Genomic DNA, 18,981 nt, shown 5'->3' on the forward strand with positions numbered 1-18,981 from the left:
TGAGAGAGCAGGCCGGCGGTGGTGGGAGCCGCGACGCCGCTGTTACATGAAGTTGACGTAGATTAACGCTATTTAAGTACGAAGTCGATGGCAAACCGATATCCGTCAGGCCCCAATCCGCAGATCACGCCGCGTGCGATCGCGGACAGATAGGAATGGTGCCGGAAGGCTTCGCGTTGATGGATATTCGAGATATGCACCTCCACGAAGGGGATTGCCACCGCAGCCAACGCGTCGCGCAGAGCTACACTGGTATGGGTCAGGCCGCCAGGATTGATGACGATGGCGTCCACGCCTTCCTCGCGGGCGGCGTGGATCCTGTCGATCAGCGCTCCTTCATGGTTACTCTGGAAGCAGGCCAGTTCGGCGCCTGCCGCCTGGGCTTGCCGTACCGCCGCGCTCTCGATGTCGGCCAGCGTGGTCGCGCCGTACACCGCCGGCTCCCGGGTCCCCAATAAATTGAGGTTGGGGCCGTTGAGCAGCAGTAGCTTTTTCGCCATGGTGAGGAGTCTAGATGCCCGAAAGTCAGGCATTGTGCCGCCAAGCTCGGCTATTGGCAAGCAGTAAAATTGCCGTTTGATGAAGGCATGTTGGCAGCAGTTAGAATCGTACGGTCGTTCGTTTAGCCGTCCAGTTTGGCGAGGTCGGCGCGCAATTCGTCGAACTTGAGCTTGCCCAGGTAGGTCTTGCGCACCTGGCCATCCGCGCCGATCAGCACCGTATACGGCAGGCCGCCGGCGCTATTGCCGAACTCGCGCGACAATTCCGTGCCGCCCATGCCGGCCACGTAAAGCGGATACGCGATCTTCAGTTTCGCGGCGAATTCGGCCATGTTCGAGGGCGAATCGATGCCGATCCCGATCACGTTGAAGCGCTTGCCGCCATCCTCGCCGGCCAGGGCCGACAGCTCCGGCATCTCCTGCACGCAGGGGGCGCACCAGGTGGCCCAGAAGTTCACCAGCAAGGGCTTGCCCTGCCACTTGGCCAGCGACTGGGGCTTGCCCTCGAGGTCGTTGAGCGACTGGGCGAACAGGTTGTTCACCGCCGTGTGCACCTTGCCGCCAGTCGGGGCGATCGCGGTGGTGATCGGGGGAGGGTCCTTCTTGTTCAGCGCCACCAGGGCGCCCATCACGCCGAAGGCTGCGGCAACGGCCGCATAGGCGGCCACGTGTTTCTTGTTCATTCGTCCTGTTCCAGAGTCTCGTCGGTGCTCATGAGGGCGCGCAATCCGGCCGCGTCGACCCGCTGCAGGCGGCCGTCGGACCGGGGCTTGAGCGCCCCGCGCAGGTCGTGGAATTCGTAGAGTTCGGCGTGGACGTCGTCGTCGCCCCAGCGGAAGCTCACGGTCTCGACCGGCGCATGGCGCCCGCCCTTGAAATGCGGGGTTTCCGAGATCTCAATATTAACATTGCGGTTCAATAAGTATATTTCGACCTCCTTGGCGCTGTCGGCGAACAGCTGGAGGTGGATGGCGTCGTGCTCGCCCGCCGTGCCGTTGAGCACCGCGCCCGTGAGGTAGGGGCGGAACTCGGCCAAGGCTTCCATCACCTGCAAGGCGGTGCCGCGCAGGCCCGCCAAGCGCCGGCCGTGGCCGGGGCCGCCGAACAGCGCCAGGTACTTGCGCACCTCGCCCTCGAGCTGTATGTCGTCCGGCATCATGTTGGGCTTGGGCTCGTCGACGCCGAGCACCTGGCGCGCCGCCTTGCGCCTTGCCGTCGCGTAGTCGGCCCCATCCCGGGCAATCATGCGCGCAGCCGTGGCGGCGATCTCGGCGCGCAACTGGAGGAGATCGTTGTTCTGGGTCGGCATCATCATGGTCGGAATCATACTCCGAACGGAAAATGACAGCGGCTCGGGTAGAATCGCGTATTCGCCATTTGGACATTACTGCCATGCACATTCATATTCTCGGTATCTGCGGCACTTTCATGGGCGGCCTGGCGGTGCTGGCCAAGGAAGCCGGCCATCGCGTGACGGGCTGCGACGCCAACGTCTATCCTCCGATGAGTACCCAGCTGGAAGCCCAGGGGATCGAGCTGATCCAGGGCTACGGCCCGGAACAGGTCTCGCTCAACCCGGACCTCTATGTGATCGGCAATGTGATGACGCGCGGTAATCCGCTGATCGAGGAAATCCTGAACCGCGGCCTGCCGTACGTGTCGGGCCCGCAATGGATCGGCGAACACATTCTGCGCGACAAATGGGTGCTGGCCGTTGCCGGCACGCACGGCAAGACCACCACCACCTCGATGCTGGCCTGGATCCTGGAAGACGCCGGCTACGCGCCCGGCTTCCTGATCGGCGGCGTGCCGATGAACTTCGGCGTCTCGGCCCGCCTGCACGGCGACAAACCCAGCGATTTCTTCGTCATCGAGGCCGACGAATACGACACCGCCTTTTTCGACAAGCGCAGCAAGTTCGTGCACTACCACGCCAAGACCGCGGTGCTGAACAACCTGGAATACGACCATGCCGACATCTTCCCCGACATCGGCGCGATCGAGACCCAGTTCCACCACCTGGTGCGCACCGTGCCGGGCGTGGGCCGCCTGATCGTCAACGGCGACGAAGCCTCGCTGGCGCGCGTGCTCAAGCGCGGCTGCTGGAGCGAGAAGGAAAGCTTCGGCGGCTCGGAAGGCGTGAACTGGAGCCTGGTCGAGCATCCGGGCGGCAGCTCATTCGACGTCCTCTTCAACGGGGACCTGCAAGGCACCGTGCACTGGGACCTGACCGGCAAGCACAACCGCTCGAACGCGATGGCGGCGATCGCCGCCGCGCGCCACGTCGGCGTGCCGACCACCCAGGCGATCGCCTCGCTGTCGCGCTTCCAGAGCGTCAAGCGGCGCATGGAAGTGCGCGGCGTGGTCAAGAACGTGACCGTGTACGACGACTTCGCCCACCATCCGACCGCGATCGCCACCACCGTGGGCGGCCTGCGCCAGAAGATCGGCACCAGCGGGCGCATCCTGGCGGTGCTGGAGCCGCGCTCGAACACCATGAAGCTGGGCGCGATGAAGGATGCGCTGCCGGGCAGCCTGAAGGACGCCGACCTGGTGTTCGGCTTCGGCAGCCAGCAGGCGCTGGGCTGGTCGCTGGCCGACGCCCTCAAGCCGCTGGGCGGCATCGCCCATTCCTTCGACCAGCTCGACTACCTGGTGCAGGCGGTGGTGCAGTCGGCCCAGCCGGGCGACCACATCCTCGTCATGAGCAATGGCGGCTTCGGCGGCGTGCACCAGAAAATCCTCGACGCGCTGGCATGATCCTGTATCTCCACGGTTTCCGTTCCTCGCCCCGTTCCTTCAAGGCGAGGGTGGTGCAACGCCGCCTGGAAGAGCTGGGGCGCGCCCAGGAACTCATCTGCCCGCAGCTGCCGGCCTCGCCCAGGGAGGCGATGGCCCTGGCCCTGCTGCTGGCCGAGCGCCATGCGCCCGGGGACCTGGCCATCGTCGGCTCCTCGCTGGGCGGCTTCTACGCCACCTGGCTGGCCGAGCGCCTCGGGGTGCCGGCGGTCGTGATCAACCCCTCGGTCGATCCGCTCAAGAACCTGGAACAGCACGTGGGCGTGACCACGGCCTGGCATTCCGACGAGCCTTTCGAATTCAAGCGCGACTACATCGCCGAGCTGGCGGAGCTGCGCGTGGCGCGTATCACGCGCCCGGAGCGCTACTTCCTGCTGGCCGCGACCGGCGACGAAGTGCTGGATTACCGCGACATGGTCGCCCACTATGCCGGCGCGCGCCAGCACGTGATCGAGGGCAGCGACCATGCGATCTCGGAATTCCCGCAATATGTGGACGAGGTGCTCGGCTTCTGCGGCATTCCCGAACTGGGCGCGGCGCAGTGAGGGCCGGTTCGCTGCGCCTGGCGGCCTGGCGGCCGCACGCCCGCGCCGTGCGCGCGCCGTGGAAGATGGAAGACTGGCTGACCACGCCCGGCTCGCTGACCGCGCGCCTGGTCGCGCACAGCGCGCGCTTCCGGGTGCGCCGCCTGCACCAGCAGGTCGGCCTGTGCCTGGCGGACGAGGCGCGCGCGATCGGCCTGCCGCGCCCCGAGCGCGTGTGGGAGCGCGAGGTGCTGCTCGAGTGCGACGGCCGCCCGGTGGTGTTCGGCCACACGGTGGTGCCGATGCGCTGCAGCGCCAGCGACTGGCCGCTGTTTTCGGCGCTGGGCGAGCGTTCGCTCGGCACCACCCTGTTCTACGACCCGCTGGTGCGGCGCGGGCAGCTGGAATTCGCGCGCCTGCGCGCGGGCCATCCGCTGGTCGAGCGCGTGCGCGCGGCGACGGGGGAATCGAAAGAGACTGTTTACTATGCGCGGCGCTGCGTCTATCGCCGCCGTCAAGGACTGCTGCTGGTCACCGAGGTATTCTTGCCCGAGGTGCTGGACCTGGCGCCGTCCGCAACACTGAAGAACACGAAATAACATGAATCTATTCTTTGAAGAGTCGGGCGATTTCAAGGCCGGCGCCGTGCTGTCGACGGCGGGCGAGGCCCACCAGGTCGAGCTCCCGAGCGGCAAGCGCACCAAGGTCAAGTCCAAGGACGTGCTGCTGCAGTTCGACAAACCCGAGCCGGAGGCCCTGATGGAAGCCGCCCGCGGCATCGCCGCCGAGGTCGACCTCGACTTCCTGTGGGAAGTCGCGGGCCAGGAGGAATTCGGCTTCGCCGAGCTGGGCGCCGAATATTTCGGCCACGCCCCGCTGCCGGCGGAAGCGGCCGGCCTGGTGCTGGCCCTGCACGGCGCGCCCATCTACTTCTACAAGAAGGGCCGCGGGCGCTACAAGGCCGCGCCCGAGCAGTCGCTGAAGGCGGCACTGGCCGGCATCGAAAAGAAGAAGCAGCAGGGCATCATCCAGGCCGCCTACGTCGAGGAACTCAAGGGCGGCAAGCTGCCGCAGGCGATGCAGTCCATCGTGCACCAGCTGCTGTTCAAGCCGGACAAGAACACCATCGAATACAAGGCCCTGGAAGCGGCGGCCGACGAGATGCAGACCACGGCCCAGCGCCTGATGCTGGCCAACGGCGGCCTGGCCTCGCCCAAGGAGCTGCACATGGCGCGCTTCCTGTTCGAGCACTTCCCGCGCGGGGCCGGTTTCCCGGCCGTCGAGCTGCCGAAGGCGCCGGCCGACCTGCCGCTGGCCGAGGTCGCCGCCTTCTCGATCGACGACGTGACCACCACCGAGATCGACGACGCCTTCTCAGTGGTCCGGCTCGAGGACGGGACCGTGCGCGTGGGCATCCACATCGCCGCGCCCGGCCTGGGCATCCGCCCGGACGACGCCATCGACAAGATCGCGCGCGCCCGCATGTCGACCGTCTACATGCCGGGCGATAAGATCACCATGCTGCCGGACGAGGTGGTCAACGCCTTCACCCTGGCCGAAGGCAAGGACTGCCCGGCGCTGTCGCTGTACGCGGTGCTCGATCCGCAGGACTGGAGCGTCAAGTCGACCGTCACCCGCGCCGAGCGCGTGCCGATCAGGAGCAACCTGCGCCACAACGACCTCGACGACGTGGTCAACGAGGACACCCTGAACAGCGGCGCCGGCGACTATCCGCACAAGGAGGAGCTGGGCTTCCTGTGGCAGTGGGCGCTGCAGCTCGAAGCGGGCCGCATGAAGAAGCGCGAAGCCTTCGGCCTCAAGCCGGAACAGGCCAACCGGGTCGACTTCAACTTCTACGTCGAAGACGACGTGGTCACCATTGTGCGCCGCAAGCGCGGCGCGCCGCTGGACAAGATCGTGGCCGAGCTGATGATCTTCGCCAACAGCACCTGGGGCAAGCTGCTGCACGACTCGGGCGTGCCGGGCATCTACCGCTCGCAGACCCCGGGCGCCGGCGGCTGGGCCGCCAAGATGCAGGTGCGCATGGTGACCCACGCCGCGCCCCACCAGGGTCTGGGCGTGGATCAGTACGCGTGGAGCACCTCGCCGCTGCGCCGCTACACCGACCTGGTGAACCAGTGGCAGATCCTGGCCTGCGCCGAGCATGGCGTGACCGCGCCCCTGGTCGCGCCCTTCAAGCACCGCGACGCGACCCTGTTCTCGATCGTCTCGGCCTTCGACGCCGCCTACTCGGCCTACAACGACTTCCAGCAGAACATGGAGCGTTACTGGTGCCTGCGCTGGCTGGGCCAGCAGAATGCGCGCCAGGTCGACGCCGTGGTGCTGAAGGACGAGATCGTGCGCCTGGTCGAGATACCGCTGGTGGCCCGCCTGGCCGGCATGCCCCAGGTGGCGCGCGGGGCGGCGGTCAAGCTGGACATCCTGCGCTGGGACGAGGTCGACCTGAGCCTCGAAGCGCGCCTGCTGGAAGTGGCGAGCGCGGCGCCGGACGTCGAGCTGGCGCTGGAAGAGGAAGAAGAGAACGAGTCCGGCGCGGCGGAGGCGGCCGAAGTGGCCGAGGCCGAAGGGTCGGTGACGGCGGTGGATACGGGGGGGGAGCAGCAGCCGTCGCCGGCGTCGGCGCAATAGATTTCCGCTGCGCGGAAATAGGGGGGCTTAACTTGGGTCCCCGCCTTCGCGGGGACGACGTGCAAGAGGCGCGTGTCGCGTTGAAGACATCGTCCAGTACGCGGCTCATGAACGTCGTACGCGCCACTGGCGCCTGCGACTCCCTGCGGAGGCTGGGGACCCAAGTTCCCCTGCACACCGGCAGCCTTGAACCGCAGCGATAAACGTTATCGAACTCACCACGCTTTGTTGCACCCGAACATCCCCCCTCCCTGAGCGCCGGTGGGCGCGGTAGAATGGCTGAATTCCCTGATTCAACATCCCTCCCGGCCACCCTGCAGCGCGTGAAGTATTCCCGACAAAACCGCCCCCTGATCATCGCCTTGGCCGTCTCCGTGCTCGCCCACGCGGCGCTGCTCGCGGTGCGTTTCGCCGCGCCCGACGTCCTGCGCCAGCAGCCGGCCGACCCGGGGCTGGAGGTGGTGCTGGTCAATGCCAAGCACGCCAACGCGCCGGCCAAGGCAGACGCCCTGGCCCAGGCCAACCTCGACGGCGGCGGCACCGCCGCCAGCGGCCGCGCGAAATCCCCGCTGCCCGACCTGCGCAAGGTCGAGGATGGCGACAGCATCAAGGCCCTGCAGCGCCGCATCGCCGAACTCGAACAGCGCCAGCAGGACGTCCTGAGCCGCGTGCGCCGCTCGGAATTCACCGCCCCGCCGGTCACCGAGAAGGACAAGCCCGACCCCAGCCGCACCGGCGCCGACAACCTCGAATCGCAGCGCGCCATCTCGCGCACCGCCGCCGAGATCTTCGAGCGCATCGAAGAAGAGAACCGCCGCCCCAAGCGCACCCAGATCACCCCCAGCACGCGCCAGGTCGGCTACGCGCTGTACTACAAGTCCATGCAGAAGCGGATCGAGGAGATCGGCACCCTCAGCTTCCCCCAGCACAACGGGCGCAAGCTGTACGGCGAACTGGTGGTCTACATCCCGGTGTTCCAGGACGGGACCATCTACCTGAAGGACGGCGGCCCGCGCGTGGAACGCAGCTCGGGCAACCCGGCCCTGGACAAGGCGGCTCTGGACATCGTGCGCCGCGCCGCGCCCTTCGGCGCCTTCCCGGCCAACATGCGCAGCCGCGGCAAGGACGATCTGTGGGAAGTGGTGACGCGCTTCCGTTTCACCCGCGAGGAAAAGATGCAGGCAGAGCTCGGTGGAGGCGGCGCATGAGCGACCGTTATTGCGTGATCGGCAACCCGATCGCCCACAGCAAATCGCCCCAGATCCATGCCGCCTTCGCCGCCGCCACCGGCCAGGACCTGCGCTACGAGCGCTGCCTGGCGCCGCTCGACGGCTTCGCGGCCACCGTGCGCGAGCTGGTGGCCCAGGGCTACCGGGGCGCCAACGTCACCGTGCCCTTCAAGCTGGAAGCCTTCCGTCTCGCCACCCGCCTGTCGGAACGCGCGCGCGCGGCCGGCGCAGTCAACACCCTGAAGTTCGACGGCGACGGGATCTATGGCGACAACACCGACGGCCCCGGCCTGGTGGCCGACATCGTGCGCAACGCCGGTGTGCCGCTGGCCGGCAAGCGCATCCTGCTGCTGGGCGCGGGCGGGGCGGCGCGCGGCGCCATGCTGCCGCTGCTGGAGCAGGGCCCGCGCCAGCTGGTGGTGGCCAATCGCACCCTGGCCACGGCCGAGGCGCTGGTGGGCGAGTTCGGCCAGTACGCCGGGCGCCTCGCGGTGAGCGGCTTCGCCGCCCTGGAAGGCGGCTTCGACGTGGCGATCAACGCCACCTCGGCCAGCCTGTCGTCCGAGCTTCCGCCGCTGCCGCCCGCGATTTTCGGCCCGGGCTGCCTGGCTTTGGATATGATGTACGGCAATAAACCAACCGTGTACATGGAATTCGCCGCCCGCCACGGCGCCAGCGTGCGCGACGGCCTCGGCATGCTGGTGGAGCAGGCCGCCGAGGCCTTCGCCCTGTGGCGTGGCGTGCGGCCCGACACCAACGAGGTGCTGACATCGATGCGACGTTCGACGTAATGGGCAAGAGCGGCAAGTCCGGCAAATCCGGGAAGAGCGGCAAGGCGGCCGCCGCCCCCCGGCGGCGCTGGCTCAAGTGGCTCGTCCTCGGCCCGCTGCTGCTGGTCCTGCTGGTCCAGCTGTATTTCTTCGCCATGGTCTGCTGGTACGCCTACTTCAATCCGTCCTCGACCAGCTTCATGCGCCAGCAGCTCTCCGAGCTGCAGGAGAAGAACCCGAAGGCCACGCTCAAGCACCAGTGGGTGCCCTACGAACGCATCTCGCGCAACCTGAAGGCGGCGGTGATCGCCTCGGAAGACGGCAATTTCATCGAGCACGGCGGGGTCGACTGGGCGGCGATGGAGCGCGCCTACGAGGACAACCAGAAAAAGAAGCGCAAGGGCATGCGCGGCGGCTCGACCATCACCCAGCAACTGGCCAAGAACCTGTTCCTGTCGGGCTCGCGCAATTACCTGCGCAAGGGCCAGGAGCTGGTGATCGCCTTCATGTTGGAAACCGTGATGAGCAAGCAGCGCATCCTCGAGGTCTACCTCAACGTGGTCGAATTCGGCCGCGGCGTGTTCGGCGCCGAGGCGGCCGCGCGCTATTATTACAAGACCTCGGCCGCCAACCTCTCGGCCGCCCAGGCCGCGCGCCTGGCGGTGATGCTGCCCAACCCGCGCTACTATGACAAGCACCGCAGCACGAACTACCTGCAGCGCCGCGCTTCCCTGATCCAGCGCTACATCCGGTACACCGAGGTGCCTTGACGCCGGCGCGCCGCCGGCGCGGCAGATTTTGTCGTGACGGGGTGGCCGTGGCGGTGGCCTGTCGGGTACACTTGCGCTAGTTTTTCGTATCCGGCCGAGAAAAAGCGCATGATCAACGTATTTGTCCTACAAAATGGCCGATTGAACCAGGTAACGATCGCTTCGCGGGAGGATCTCGAGAACGTCGCTCCCGTGTGGGTCGACCTGACCGATCCGACCGACGAGGAGCGCACCTGGGTCAAGACGGCCTATGGCGTCACCCTGCCGGACGAGGACGAAGTCCAGGACATCGAGGCCTCGGCGCGCTACTACGAGGCCGAGAACGGCGACCTGCACCTGCGCACCGACTTCCTGCTCGAGGAAGAGGACGGTCCGTCGCGGGTGGTCACGGTGGCCTTCATCCTGTCGGGCAAAAAGCTGTTTTCGGTGCATAACGACGACCTGCCGGTATTCCGGCTGGTGCGCATGCGCGCGCGCTCGCGTCCCGGCTCGATCGAAGACTATATGGACGTGCTGCTCGACCTGTACGCGACCGACGCCGAATACTCGGCGGACGCGCTCGAGGGCATCTACGAAAGCCTGGAAGAAGTCTCGACCCGGGTGCTGCAGAAGGAATTCACCGACCAGGACGCGGCCGCCGCGCTGAATGCCATCGCCCACGAGGAAGACTTGAACGGCCGGATCCGCCGCAACATGATGGACACCCGGCGCGCGGTCAGCTTCCTGATGCGCGGCCGGCTGCTGAACGCCGACCAGTTCGAGGAAGCGCGCCAGATCCTGCGCGACATCGAATCGCTGGACGGCCACACTTCCTTCCTGTTCGACAAGGTGAACTTCCTGATGGACGCCACCGTCGGCTTCATCAACATCAACCAGAACAAGATCATCAAGATCTTCTCGGTGGCCTCGGTCGCCTTCCTGCCGCCGACCCTGATCGCCAGCCTGTACGGCATGAACTTCAACCTCATGCCCGAGCTGAACTGGCGCTTCGGCTATCCCTTCGCGCTGACCCTGATGGCGGCCAGCGCGGTCGCGCCGCTGTGGTACTTCCGCCGGCGCGGCTGGCTCAAGTAAGCGTTTGCGCTGGCGGCACTTTGCAGTTGCCGCCAGCCTGAAGGTCGCGCTCAGCGCTTCAGGTTCAGGAACAGGTTGGCCGCGAAGGCCAGCACGCCCAGCGCCGCCACGCTCTCGGCCACGGCCAGCACCGGGCCCATCGCCGTATTGCCCGTCACCAGGAGGGTGAGCCCGATCAGCATCACCGGCAGCGCCAGGTTGAGGAGCCAGAAGTGGGCCTTGGCCAGGCGCGAGGCGCCGGCCTGGGGGAAGACGCTGTAGATCAGGCCGGCCAGGGCCAGGGTGGTCCAGCCCAGCAGGTTGACGTGGGTGTGCACCGGGCGCAGGGTGAAGTTGTGGCTGGCGCCCATGGCCATGCCGATGGCCACGCCGAGGATCAGGTAGAGGACGGACAGCTTGAGCCAGACGATGCCGGCGCCGGACAGGGGCGCAGCAGCGCCCTGGGTAGTGGTTTGCATGGAAAACTCCTGAGGAAAACGAGGGAAACTCGCCGTCCGCGCGGTGTCCGCCGGACAGCGAAGGGCGCAGTGTAGACCCGGTTTCCGCCCCGAAGTGTCACCATTTGTCCACTTAAGATTTTTTTAATATTTGCTGAGGGATGTTTTAGGAAACGAGCTGCAGCGGCCGCTCGACCCGCAGCCGGAAGCGTCCGCGCCCGCTCTTTTCGATGCACACGCCGGCCGCCCTTTCCTCCAGCCGGCGCGCCAGCAGCAGCAGGCGCGCTTCCAGGTTGTCGCTCAGGTGTGGCAGCCGGATGCGGGGATCGAGGCGCAGTTCCTTGTTGCTGAATTCGCTGCGGCCCAGGTGCAGGTAGTCGCTCACCAGGGCGGCGAAGATCGCGCCGGCCACGCCCTTGATCAGGTAATCCTCGCCCAGGAAGATACTGCCGTTTTCCGGATAGTGGCGCACGGCCAGCGGGGCGCCGGCCGGCGCCTCTGGCGCGGCCGCCGCCGCCGGGGCCTCATCGGCGTGCTCGCAGGCGGCCTGCAGGATGTGGATCGCCATGCCCAGCTGGCCGGCCAGGGCCACCAGCGCATCCTCGTCGTCGTAGCTGAAGCGCAGGTCCTGCGGACTTTCGACGTAGAGCACGCCCACCAGGCGTTCGCCGGCCAGCATCGGCGCGGCCAGCTGGCTGCGCGATTCCGACAGGCCGGGCAGGGGAATCGCGGTTTCCAGCGCATTCATGCCGCCGGAGAGCGCGTTGGCGCGGATCGCCCGGTTGTAGGCGTACTCGGAACTCATGTGGCCGATGCGGATCGGCGTGCGCACCCGCGCCGCCACCCCGATCACCCCGTGGCCCAGGGCGATCTCGGAGCCGACCCCCGAGGCGGCGTAACCCCGGCTGGCCACCGTGTACAGGCGCTGCCCGGCCTCGTCGAACAGCAGGATCATGGCGTGCCCGATGCCGAAGCCGGAGTCCAGCACCGCCAGGGCGCGCGCCAGCAGCTGCTCCAGGTCGCCCTCGGGACGAAGCTGTTCGCAGCCGCGGCGCAGGGCGGCCAGCAGGTTGCGCCCGGGCTCGGGCGCGGGCAGCGCTCTGCTGCCCGGCACCGGGTCGAGCGCCAGCACCCGGAACACGTCCGCCCCCAGCAGGCGGAACACGCCGCACATCCCGACGTGCGAGGCGACGCCGGCCAGCTTGGCCTTCATGCTCTCGAACAGCGGGCCGTCGGTCTCGGTGCGCAGGTATTCCAGGGTGAGCCGGTAATGGGCGGCGGTGAAGGGATCGATCACCGCCAGCATGGCGCGCGGGTTGGCCAGCAGGTTGGCGCGGGTCTTGTTGAAGAACTGGTAGGACAGGGCGATGTGCTCGCCGTCCACGAACTGCACCTGGCTCAGGTAGGACACGTTGGGCGTGCCGTCCGGGCTGGCGGTGCACATGGTGCCGGGGATGACGCCCTCGAAACAGGCGCGGATGGCGTCGAGCTTCATGCCTGCACCCCCAGGGGCGCGCCGGCGCCCGGCCCCGGCGTCTGGTTGAAGGCGGCGCAGGGGGTGAACACGAGCGCGACCACGTCGTGGTCCGGATAGTCCAGCAAGGCGTGGATCAGTTCAGGAGGATGGCCCAGCGGCGCCAGGATGCCGGCGAAGCCGGCCCGGTAGCGGCGCGCGATCTCCAGGTCATGCGGCGTGGCCGGCGCGGTGGCGGCGTCCTGCCCCTTGAGCTGGATGGTACGGTGCGTCAGCGGATCGCTGAACACGGCGGCGACCGCCCCGCGTTCGCGCAGGTGCGACAGCAGCAGGGCGGCCTGGGTGCGCGAGAGCAGCAGGCGCACCGCGCCGCGCTCCGGGCTGATGGCGCAGCCCACGGCGCGCGCCAGGCTGGGCTGGCCGTCGGCCCCGCAGGCGCCGACGTTGAGCGAGACCGGGCCCTGCATGAAGGCGGCTTGCTCGGCATCGAACAGCGCCATGGCGGCCCGGCCCGGGTTCAGGCGATGCGCGCGAACACGCGGCGCGCCGCGGCGACCGTCTCGGCGACCACCGCGTCGTCGTGGCGGGCCGAGACGAAGCCGGCCTCGAACATGGCCGGGGCGAAGTACACGCCTTCGTCCAGCATGCCGTGGAAGAAGCGGTTGAAGCGCTCCTTGTCGCCGGCCATCATCTGGCCGTAGGTCGAGGGCACGCTGGCCGAGAAGTACATGCCGAACATGCCGCCCACCGAATCGGCGCAGAAGGTGACGCCGGCTTCCCTGGCGGCCTCGCTCAGGCCGTCCACCAGCTTGGCGGTCTGCGCGGCCAAGCGCTCGTAGAAGCCCGGCGCCTGCACCAGCTTCAGGGTGGTCATGCCGGCCGCCACCGCGACCGGGTTGCCCGACAGGGTGCCGGCCTGGTAGACCGGGCCGATCGGGGCCATCTTCTGCATCAGTTCCGCGCGGCCGCCGAAGGCCGCCACCGGCATGCCGCCGCCGATCACCTTGCCCAGCGCGGTGAGGTCCGGCGCGATCCCGTACATCTCCTGGGCGCCGCCCAGGCCGACGCGGAAGCCGCACATCACTTCGTCGAAGATCAGGACCGCGCCGTGCTCGGTGCACAGTTCGCGCATGCGCTGCAGGAATTCCGGGGTGGCGCGGATCAGGTTCATGTTGCCGGCCACCGGCTCCACGATCACGCAGGCGATGGTCGAACCCATCGAGGCGAAGGCGTCTTCCAGCTGCGGGATGTTGTTGTAGTCCAGGACCAGGGTGTGCTTGACGAAGTCTTCCGGCACCCCGGCCGAGGTCGGGTTGCCGAAGGTGAGCAGGCCGCTGCCAGCCTTCACCAGAAGGGAATCGGCGTGGCCGTGGTAGCAGCCCTCGAACTTGACGATCTTGTCGCGCCCGGTGGCGCCGCGCGCCAGGCGCAGCGCGCTCATGGTCGCCTCGGTGCCCGAGGAGACCAGGCGCACCTGCTCCAGCGAGGGCACCAGGCGGCACAGTTCTTCGGCGATCTCGATCTCGCCCTCGGTCGGGGCGCCGAAGGACAGGCCGCGCGCGGCCGCTTCCTGCACTGCCTTGACCACCTCGGGGTGGGCGTGGCCGACGATGGCCGGGCCCCAGGACCCGATGTAGTCGATGTAGCGCTTGCCGTCGGCGTCCCAGAAGTACGGACCTTCCGCGCGGGTGATGAAGCGCGGGGTGCCGCCGACCGAACGGAAGGCGCGCACCGGCGAGTTGACGCCGCCGGGAGTGGATTGCTGGGCGCGGGCGAAGAGTTGGTCGTTCCTGGAGCTGGCTTGTTCTGTGGTCATGGTTACGATCGGGTGAAAAGGCCGCGGCGCCGGGGGGCGACTAGGGCCGGTAGAACTTACTGGGGATGAACTTGCCCATGCCGAAGCGCTGCGCATGTTCGAGCGCTCCGGTGGTGTATTCCTGGGCGACCTGCAAGGAGGTGGGCGCGTCGAAGCCGCGCGCCATCAGTGCGGTGAAGGCCGCCGAATAGGTGTTGCCGGCGCCGACGAAGGGACCGGGCAGGTGCTGCCAGCCGACCCGCGCGACTTCGCCCTCGCGGTCGAACAGGGTGTTGTAGCAGGCGCCGTCCTCGTCGCGGGTGCCGGTCACCAGCACGTATTGCAGGCCGGCGGAGGTGAGTTCGGCCACGTCCTGTTCGAGCGTGCCGTCGCCGCCCTCGCGCCAGGTCTCGGCCATGCGGCCGACTTCCGCCTGCGAGGCGATCAGGCAGGTAGCCTGCGGCGCCAGGATCGAGATCAGGGCCGACATCATCTCCTCGTCGCCCATGCCGCCGTCGGGCAGCGAGGTGAGGAAGGGGTCGAGGATCAGGGGAGCGTCGGGATAGTCGGACACGATTTCGGCGATCGCGGCCAGGTGCAGGGCGCTGGGCACGGCGCCGACCTTGAAGGCGGCCACCGGCATGTCCTCGAGCAGGGTGCGGGCCTGGTCGGCCATCCAGTCGCTGTCGATTTCGTGCAGGTTCTCGACCCGCGCGCTGTCCGAGACCAGCAGGCCGGCGACCGCCGTCAGCGCGTGGCAACCCAGCGCGGCAAAGGCGGCAACGTCCGCCTGCACGCCCAGCGCACCGACCGGATCACACAGGCCGAAAGTCAGGATGAGGGGTAACGGTTGGTTTTGCACGACGGGTGGATTAAGATACCTGATTCCGCATTTTACTAGATAGAAGGACGAATACTGTGAGTACTGAATCGACGGCGCCGTTCCAGACCTGGATGTGCCTGATCTGCGGCTGGGTGTACGACGAGGCGGCCGGCGCCCCGGACGACGGCATCGCGCCGGGCACGCGCTGGGCCGACGTGCCGATGAACTGGACCTGTCCGGAATGCGGCGCGCGCAAGGACGATTTCGAGATGACCGCCATCTGATCCGGCAGGCGCGCGCTGGTGTCGGCGTCTAGTTGACGCAGCGCAACACTCCACGCACAAAGGGGCAGGGGCTGTGCTATCGTGGCGTTTCATGCCGAAGTGAAACGAAAATGACGACATCGCCGCCCCTGACCATCATGGTGGTCGACGACAGCAACACGATCCGCCGCTCCGCCGAGATCTTCCTGAGCGGGGCCGGCTACCAGGTCGTATTGGCCGAGGACGGGTTCGACGCCCTGGCCAAGATCAACGACCACCACCCGGCGCTGGTGTTCTGCGATATCCTGATGCCGCGCCTGGACGGCTACCAGACCTGCGCGCTGATCAAGAAGAGCGCGCGCTTCTCCAGCACCCAGGTGGTGATGCTGTCGTCCAAGGACGGCCTGTTCGACCGCGCGCGTGGCGCGATGGTTGGCGCCAGCGCCTACCTGACCAAACCGTTTTCCAAGGACAGCCTGCTGGCCGCCGTGCGCGAGCACGCCGCCGCGGGCTGAACTCTCGCTTCCGGAGCCGAACGTGGCCATACACAAGATCCTGATCGTCGACGATTCGCCGACCGAACGCTTCTACCTGACTGACATCCTGGTCAAGCACGGCTATTCCGTGAGCACCGCCGTCAACGGCGAAGAGGGGCTGGAGCGCATCCGCGCCGAGCGCCCCGACCTGATCCTGATGGACGTCGTCATGCCGGGCGCGAACGGCTTCCAGGTCACGCGCGCGATCGCGCGCGACCCCGAGCTGGCGCGCATCCCGGTGATCATCTGTTCCAGCAAGAACCAGGAGACCGATCGCATCTGGGGCATGCGCCAGGGTGCGCGCGACTACCTGGTCAAGCCGGTCGACCCGGCGCGCCTGCTGGCCAGCATCGCCGCCATCGGCCAGGCCGCGCCAGCGGCTGCGCCGGTCCGCGTGAGCGCATGAGCGCCGCCGGCGAGGCGGGCGCAGAGGGCGACGCCGCCACGCGCAGCACCCGCCTGCGCGCCTACCAGGAAGAACTGCAGGAGCGCATGCAGGCCGCGCAAAGCGGCGCCCGCCTGCGCGTGCACCAGCTCGGCCTGGCCATGGGCGGCCGGCGCTGGCTGCTCGACCTGACCGAAGCCGGCGAGATCGTCGCGCCCGGCCCGCTGACCCCGGTTCCCCTGACCCGGCCCTGGTACCTGGGGCTGGCCAACGTGCGCGGCGCGCTGCTGGGCGTGATCGACCTGGTGCGCTACCTGGGCGAGGAGGCCGGCACGGACGCGCCGGCGGCCGGCCCCGCGCGCCTGGTCACCTTCGCGCCCTCGCTCGGCTTCAACTGCGCGCTGCTGGTCGACCAGGTCTACGGGCTGCGCCAGCCCGGCGCCATGCAACGCAAGGACGGGCTGCTGCGCGACGCCGAAGGCCATGCGTGGAGGCCGCTGTCGCTGGCGGCGCTGGTGCGCGAAGAACGCTTCCTGCACGTGGGACGCCAGGACGCCAACAACTAAAGCAAACACCTAGTGAAGCAGCAGGAGCCGGAATGGGATTCGCCTCGAAACTGACCACCAATTTCTTCGCCAGGGAAGGCGGAGGCGACGACACCGTGCTGGCGTCGCCGGACACCCAGTTCGGGCCGGGCGTCGCTACGCCGGGCCTCGCCACGCCCATGCCCGCACCCGCCTCCGGCGGATCGGCCGAAGCGGCCGCGCGCCGCCTGGGCAACATCCGTCATACCAAGCCCGGCCAGCGCGAGGACGGCGACGACCTGCGCCTGCCCCTGATCGGCCACCTCTCCCTGCCGCGCCAGCTGCGCCTGCTGCTGGCCGCCTTCGCCATCGGCATCCTGCTCACCGTGCTGTCAATGTGGCAGAACGCCGCCCGCAACGCCGAGGCCGCGGGCGCCAGCCAGGTGGCGAGCGATGCCCTGATGAACGCCCACCGCCTGGGCAAGGCGGCCCCGGTCGCGCTGCGCGGCGAGGCCCCGGCCTTCGCCCAGCTCGAGGACAGCCGCGTGGCGCTGGGCCAGAACCTGAACATGCTGGCGCGCGGCGGGCGCGCGGCCGGCGGCGACATTCCCGCCGCCGAGGGCGACACCGCGGCCCTGGTCTCGAAGGCGCGCGCCAAATGGAGCGCCTCGGACAAGGCTGCCGCCACCCTCGTCAAGAACAAGCGCCACCTGGCCGGTTACGGCGCCAGCCTGGCCCAGCTCGAGCTCTTCGGTCCCGAGCTGCTGGCGATCGCCGACAGCCTGCTCGACCAGCGCAGCCAGCGCGGCGGCAGCGCGCGCGAGCTGGCGGCCCTGGGCCGCATGATGACCCTGACCCAGAGCCTGTCGGCCGGCGCGCGCGCCGTCGTCGCGCCCGGCGCTGCGCCCGGCGTGGCGCCTCAGGGCAAAGGGATGGAGCAGGCCAGGGGCGCGGCCGAGACCCTGGCGCGCGACGCCGCCTCCCTCGACGCCATCCTCGGCGGCCTGCTGGACGGCAGCGCCGCGCTCGGCCTGGCGCCGCTGGAGGACGCGGCCTTGCGCGCGCGCCTGGCGAAGGCGCGCGAGGGCTTCGTGCGCTTCCAGGAAGCGCTGGCGCCGTTGCAGAGCAACCTGGCCAGCTTCGGCGCGGCGCGCGCCGCCGAGGGCGTGATCGCACGCGACAACGAGGCGCTGGTGAGCCTGCTGGGCCAGGTGCAGAAGGACTACCGCGCCGCGCAGAGCGCCAGCAGCCCCTGGTTCTGGCTGCTGGTCGGCGCGGCGATCTTCACCCTGGCGATGGCCGGCAGCATCTCGCGCGTGATGCTGCAGGACTCGCGCAACCGCACCCGCGGCCTGGAAGCGCGCCGCCGCGAAGCCGAAGCGATGCGCCAGCTGGCCCAGGCCAAGGAAGAAGAAGCCAAGGCCACCAACGACGCCAACCAGGCCGCGATCCTGCGCCTGATGAACGAGCTGCAGGAAGTGGCGGACGGCGACCTCACGGTGCAGGCCACCGTGTCCGAGGACATCACCGGCGCGATCGCCGATTCGGTCAATTACACCGTGGAAGAGCTGCGCGGCCTGGTGCTGCGCGTGATCCACACCACCGAACAGGTCACGCGCGCCTCCGGCGACGCCCAGGCCGTGTCGACCCGGCTGCTGGAAGCGGCCGAGGCCCAGTCGAAGGAAATCCAGGAAGCCTCCAGCACCGCGCTGCGCATGGCCGACCAGATCACCGACGTCTCGCGCTCGGCGCTGGAATCGGCCGACGTGGCGCGCCAGTCTGTGGCGGCGGCCGAGCAGGGCGCCACCGCGGTGCAGAACGCGATCACCGGCATGCACGAGATCCGCGAGCAGATCCAGGAAACCTCCAAGCGCATCAAGCGCCTGGGCGAATCCTCGCAGGAGATCGGCGAGATCACCGACCTGATCTCGGACATCACCGAACAGACCAACGTGCTGGCGCTGAACGCCGCCATCCAGGCCGCGTCCGCCGGCGAGGCCGGGCGCGGCTTCTCGGTGGTGGCCGAGGAAGTGCAGCGCCTGGCGGAGCGCTCGGCCGAGGCGACCCGGCAGATCGGCGCCCTGGTGCGCACCATCCAGACCGACACCCACGACGCCGTGGCGGCGATGGAGAAGTCGACCCAGGGCGTGGTCGAGGGCGCGCGCCTGTCGGACGCCGCCGGCGCGGCGCTGGCCGACATCTCGCGGGTCTCGAACCGCCTGGCCGAACTGATCCAGGGCATGTCCTACGCCACCGAGCTGCAGGCGACCTCCGCCAACGGCGTGGCGCACACCATGCAGCACATCCTGTCGGTCACCGAACATACCCAGCAGGGCACGCGCCAGACCGCGCAATCGATCCGCGAACTGGCGGCGCTGGCCCAGGAACTGAAGGATTCGGTGTCGCGCTTCCGCGTCGCGCCATGAGGA

Annotated in this window: 21 protein-coding genes; 13 read left to right on the top strand and 8 right to left on the bottom strand. The window is 68.4% G+C overall.

What is annotated here, in order from left to right; genetic code table 11:
* Window positions 1-68: 68 nt before the first annotated feature.
* The 3 genes from aroQ to B0920_RS16800 all read right to left on the bottom strand — a co-directional run bounded on the left by aroQ (window position 69) and on the right by B0920_RS16800 (window position 1,812).
* Entirely contained in the window at window positions 69-500 is a 432-nt protein-coding gene (gene aroQ / locus B0920_RS16790) for a type II 3-dehydroquinate dehydratase (protein ID WP_078034449.1), read from the bottom strand.
* Window positions 501-622: 122 nt separating this feature from the next.
* Window positions 623-1,183: a TlpA disulfide reductase family protein gene (locus B0920_RS16795; RefSeq protein WP_078033806.1), complete on the bottom strand. Its 561-nt coding sequence runs from the start codon at window positions 1,181-1,183 to the stop codon at window positions 623-625.
* Window positions 1,180-1,812: a hypothetical protein gene (locus tag B0920_RS16800; RefSeq protein WP_078034450.1), complete on the bottom strand. Its 633-nt coding sequence runs from the start codon at window positions 1,810-1,812 to the stop codon at window positions 1,180-1,182. The genes B0920_RS16795 and B0920_RS16800 overlap by 4 nt, the downstream gene beginning before the upstream one ends.
* A 29-nt stretch (window positions 1,813-1,841) precedes the next feature.
* On the opposite strand from B0920_RS16800, the gene mpl reads away from it, so the two are divergent.
* The 8 genes from mpl to corA all read left to right on the top strand — a co-directional run bounded on the left by mpl (window position 1,842) and on the right by corA (window position 10,315).
* Complete coding sequence (gene mpl / locus B0920_RS16805; protein ID WP_373887902.1) at window positions 1,842-3,260, top strand: UDP-N-acetylmuramate:L-alanyl-gamma-D-glutamyl-meso-diaminopimelate ligase; 1,419 nt, start codon at window positions 1,842-1,844, stop codon at window positions 3,258-3,260.
* The gene (locus tag B0920_RS16810; RefSeq protein WP_078033808.1) at window positions 3,257-3,844 is read left to right on the top strand and encodes a YqiA/YcfP family alpha/beta fold hydrolase; all 588 of its coding nucleotides are present in this window, start codon (window positions 3,257-3,259) and stop codon (window positions 3,842-3,844) included. The genes mpl and B0920_RS16810 overlap by 4 nt, the downstream gene beginning before the upstream one ends.
* On the top strand, window positions 3,841-4,422 hold the full coding sequence (locus B0920_RS16815) for a chorismate lyase (protein WP_229455683.1): 582 nt from the start codon (window positions 3,841-3,843) through the stop codon (window positions 4,420-4,422). The genes B0920_RS16810 and B0920_RS16815 overlap by 4 nt, the downstream gene beginning before the upstream one ends.
* A gap of 1 nt (window position 4,423) precedes the next feature.
* Window positions 4,424-6,472 carry a ribonuclease catalytic domain-containing protein gene (locus B0920_RS16820; protein WP_078033809.1) on the top strand — a complete coding sequence of 683 codons (2,049 nt, stop codon included), beginning with the start codon at window positions 4,424-4,426 and terminating at the stop codon, window positions 6,470-6,472.
* A gap of 275 nt (window positions 6,473-6,747) precedes the next feature.
* On the top strand, window positions 6,748-7,680 hold the full coding sequence (locus B0920_RS16825) for an energy transducer TonB (protein ID WP_078033810.1): 933 nt from the start codon (window positions 6,748-6,750) through the stop codon (window positions 7,678-7,680).
* Window positions 7,677-8,492 carry a shikimate dehydrogenase gene (gene aroE, locus B0920_RS16830; protein WP_078033811.1) on the top strand — a complete coding sequence of 272 codons (816 nt, stop codon included), beginning with the start codon at window positions 7,677-7,679 and terminating at the stop codon, window positions 8,490-8,492. Before B0920_RS16825 ends, aroE begins: the two co-directional genes overlap by 4 nt.
* Entirely contained in the window at window positions 8,492-9,241 is a 750-nt protein-coding gene (mtgA, locus tag B0920_RS16835) for a monofunctional biosynthetic peptidoglycan transglycosylase (RefSeq protein ID WP_078033812.1), read from the top strand. The genes aroE and mtgA overlap by 1 nt, the downstream gene beginning before the upstream one ends.
* Before the next feature lie 108 nt (window positions 9,242-9,349).
* Window positions 9,350-10,315: a magnesium/cobalt transporter CorA gene (corA, locus tag B0920_RS16840; protein ID WP_078033813.1), complete on the top strand. Its 966-nt coding sequence runs from the start codon at window positions 9,350-9,352 to the stop codon at window positions 10,313-10,315.
* Between the two features lie 50 nt (window positions 10,316-10,365).
* Here the strand turns inward: corA and B0920_RS16845 are convergent, their stop codons facing one another.
* From B0920_RS16845 to B0920_RS16865, 5 genes are all read right to left on the bottom strand, one after another.
* Entirely contained in the window at window positions 10,366-10,773 is a 408-nt protein-coding gene (locus tag B0920_RS16845) for a cytochrome-c oxidase (RefSeq protein ID WP_078033814.1), read from the bottom strand.
* Window positions 10,774-10,918: 145 nt separating this feature from the next.
* Window positions 10,919-12,247, bottom strand: a complete 1,329-nt coding sequence (locus B0920_RS16850; RefSeq protein ID WP_078033815.1) for a GAF domain-containing protein — start codon at window positions 12,245-12,247, stop codon at window positions 10,919-10,921.
* Complete coding sequence (locus B0920_RS16855; protein WP_078033816.1) at window positions 12,244-12,726, bottom strand: hypothetical protein; 483 nt, start codon at window positions 12,724-12,726, stop codon at window positions 12,244-12,246. The genes B0920_RS16850 and B0920_RS16855 overlap by 4 nt, the downstream gene beginning before the upstream one ends.
* 17 nt (window positions 12,727-12,743) lie before the next feature.
* On the bottom strand, window positions 12,744-14,042 hold the full coding sequence (gene hemL / locus B0920_RS16860; protein WP_078033817.1) for a glutamate-1-semialdehyde 2,1-aminomutase: 1,299 nt from the start codon (window positions 14,040-14,042) through the stop codon (window positions 12,744-12,746).
* Window positions 14,043-14,082: 40 nt separating this feature from the next.
* A complete protein-coding gene (locus B0920_RS16865; RefSeq protein WP_078033818.1) occupies window positions 14,083-14,883 on the bottom strand; it encodes a hydroxymethylpyrimidine/phosphomethylpyrimidine kinase in 801 nt (266 codons plus the stop codon).
* A gap of 92 nt (window positions 14,884-14,975) precedes the next feature.
* Between B0920_RS16865 and B0920_RS16870 the strand changes: the two genes are divergently transcribed.
* The 5 genes from B0920_RS16870 (at window position 14,976) to B0920_RS16890 (ending at window position 18,978) form a co-directional block, all read left to right on the top strand.
* On the top strand, window positions 14,976-15,128 hold the full coding sequence (locus B0920_RS16870) for a rubredoxin (RefSeq protein WP_029755924.1): 153 nt from the start codon (window positions 14,976-14,978) through the stop codon (window positions 15,126-15,128).
* 110 nt (window positions 15,129-15,238) lie between these two features.
* On the top strand, window positions 15,239-15,622 hold the full coding sequence (locus B0920_RS16875) for a PleD family two-component system response regulator (protein ID WP_078033819.1): 384 nt from the start codon (window positions 15,239-15,241) through the stop codon (window positions 15,620-15,622).
* Window positions 15,623-15,644: 22 nt separating this feature from the next.
* Window positions 15,645-16,049 carry a PleD family two-component system response regulator gene (locus tag B0920_RS16880; RefSeq protein ID WP_078033820.1) on the top strand — a complete coding sequence of 135 codons (405 nt, stop codon included), beginning with the start codon at window positions 15,645-15,647 and terminating at the stop codon, window positions 16,047-16,049.
* Window positions 16,046-16,594, top strand: coding sequence for a chemotaxis protein CheW (locus B0920_RS16885; protein ID WP_078033821.1), 549 nt, complete (start codon window positions 16,046-16,048; stop codon window positions 16,592-16,594). Before B0920_RS16880 ends, B0920_RS16885 begins: the two co-directional genes overlap by 4 nt.
* A gap of 32 nt (window positions 16,595-16,626) precedes the next feature.
* On the top strand, window positions 16,627-18,978 hold the full coding sequence (locus B0920_RS16890) for a methyl-accepting chemotaxis protein (RefSeq protein WP_078033822.1): 2,352 nt from the start codon (window positions 16,627-16,629) through the stop codon (window positions 18,976-18,978).
* Window positions 18,979-18,981: the final 3 nt, after the last annotated feature.

The organism is Massilia sp. KIM, from assembly GCF_002007115.1.
Classification (GTDB): domain Bacteria; phylum Pseudomonadota; class Gammaproteobacteria; order Burkholderiales; family Burkholderiaceae_D; genus Telluria.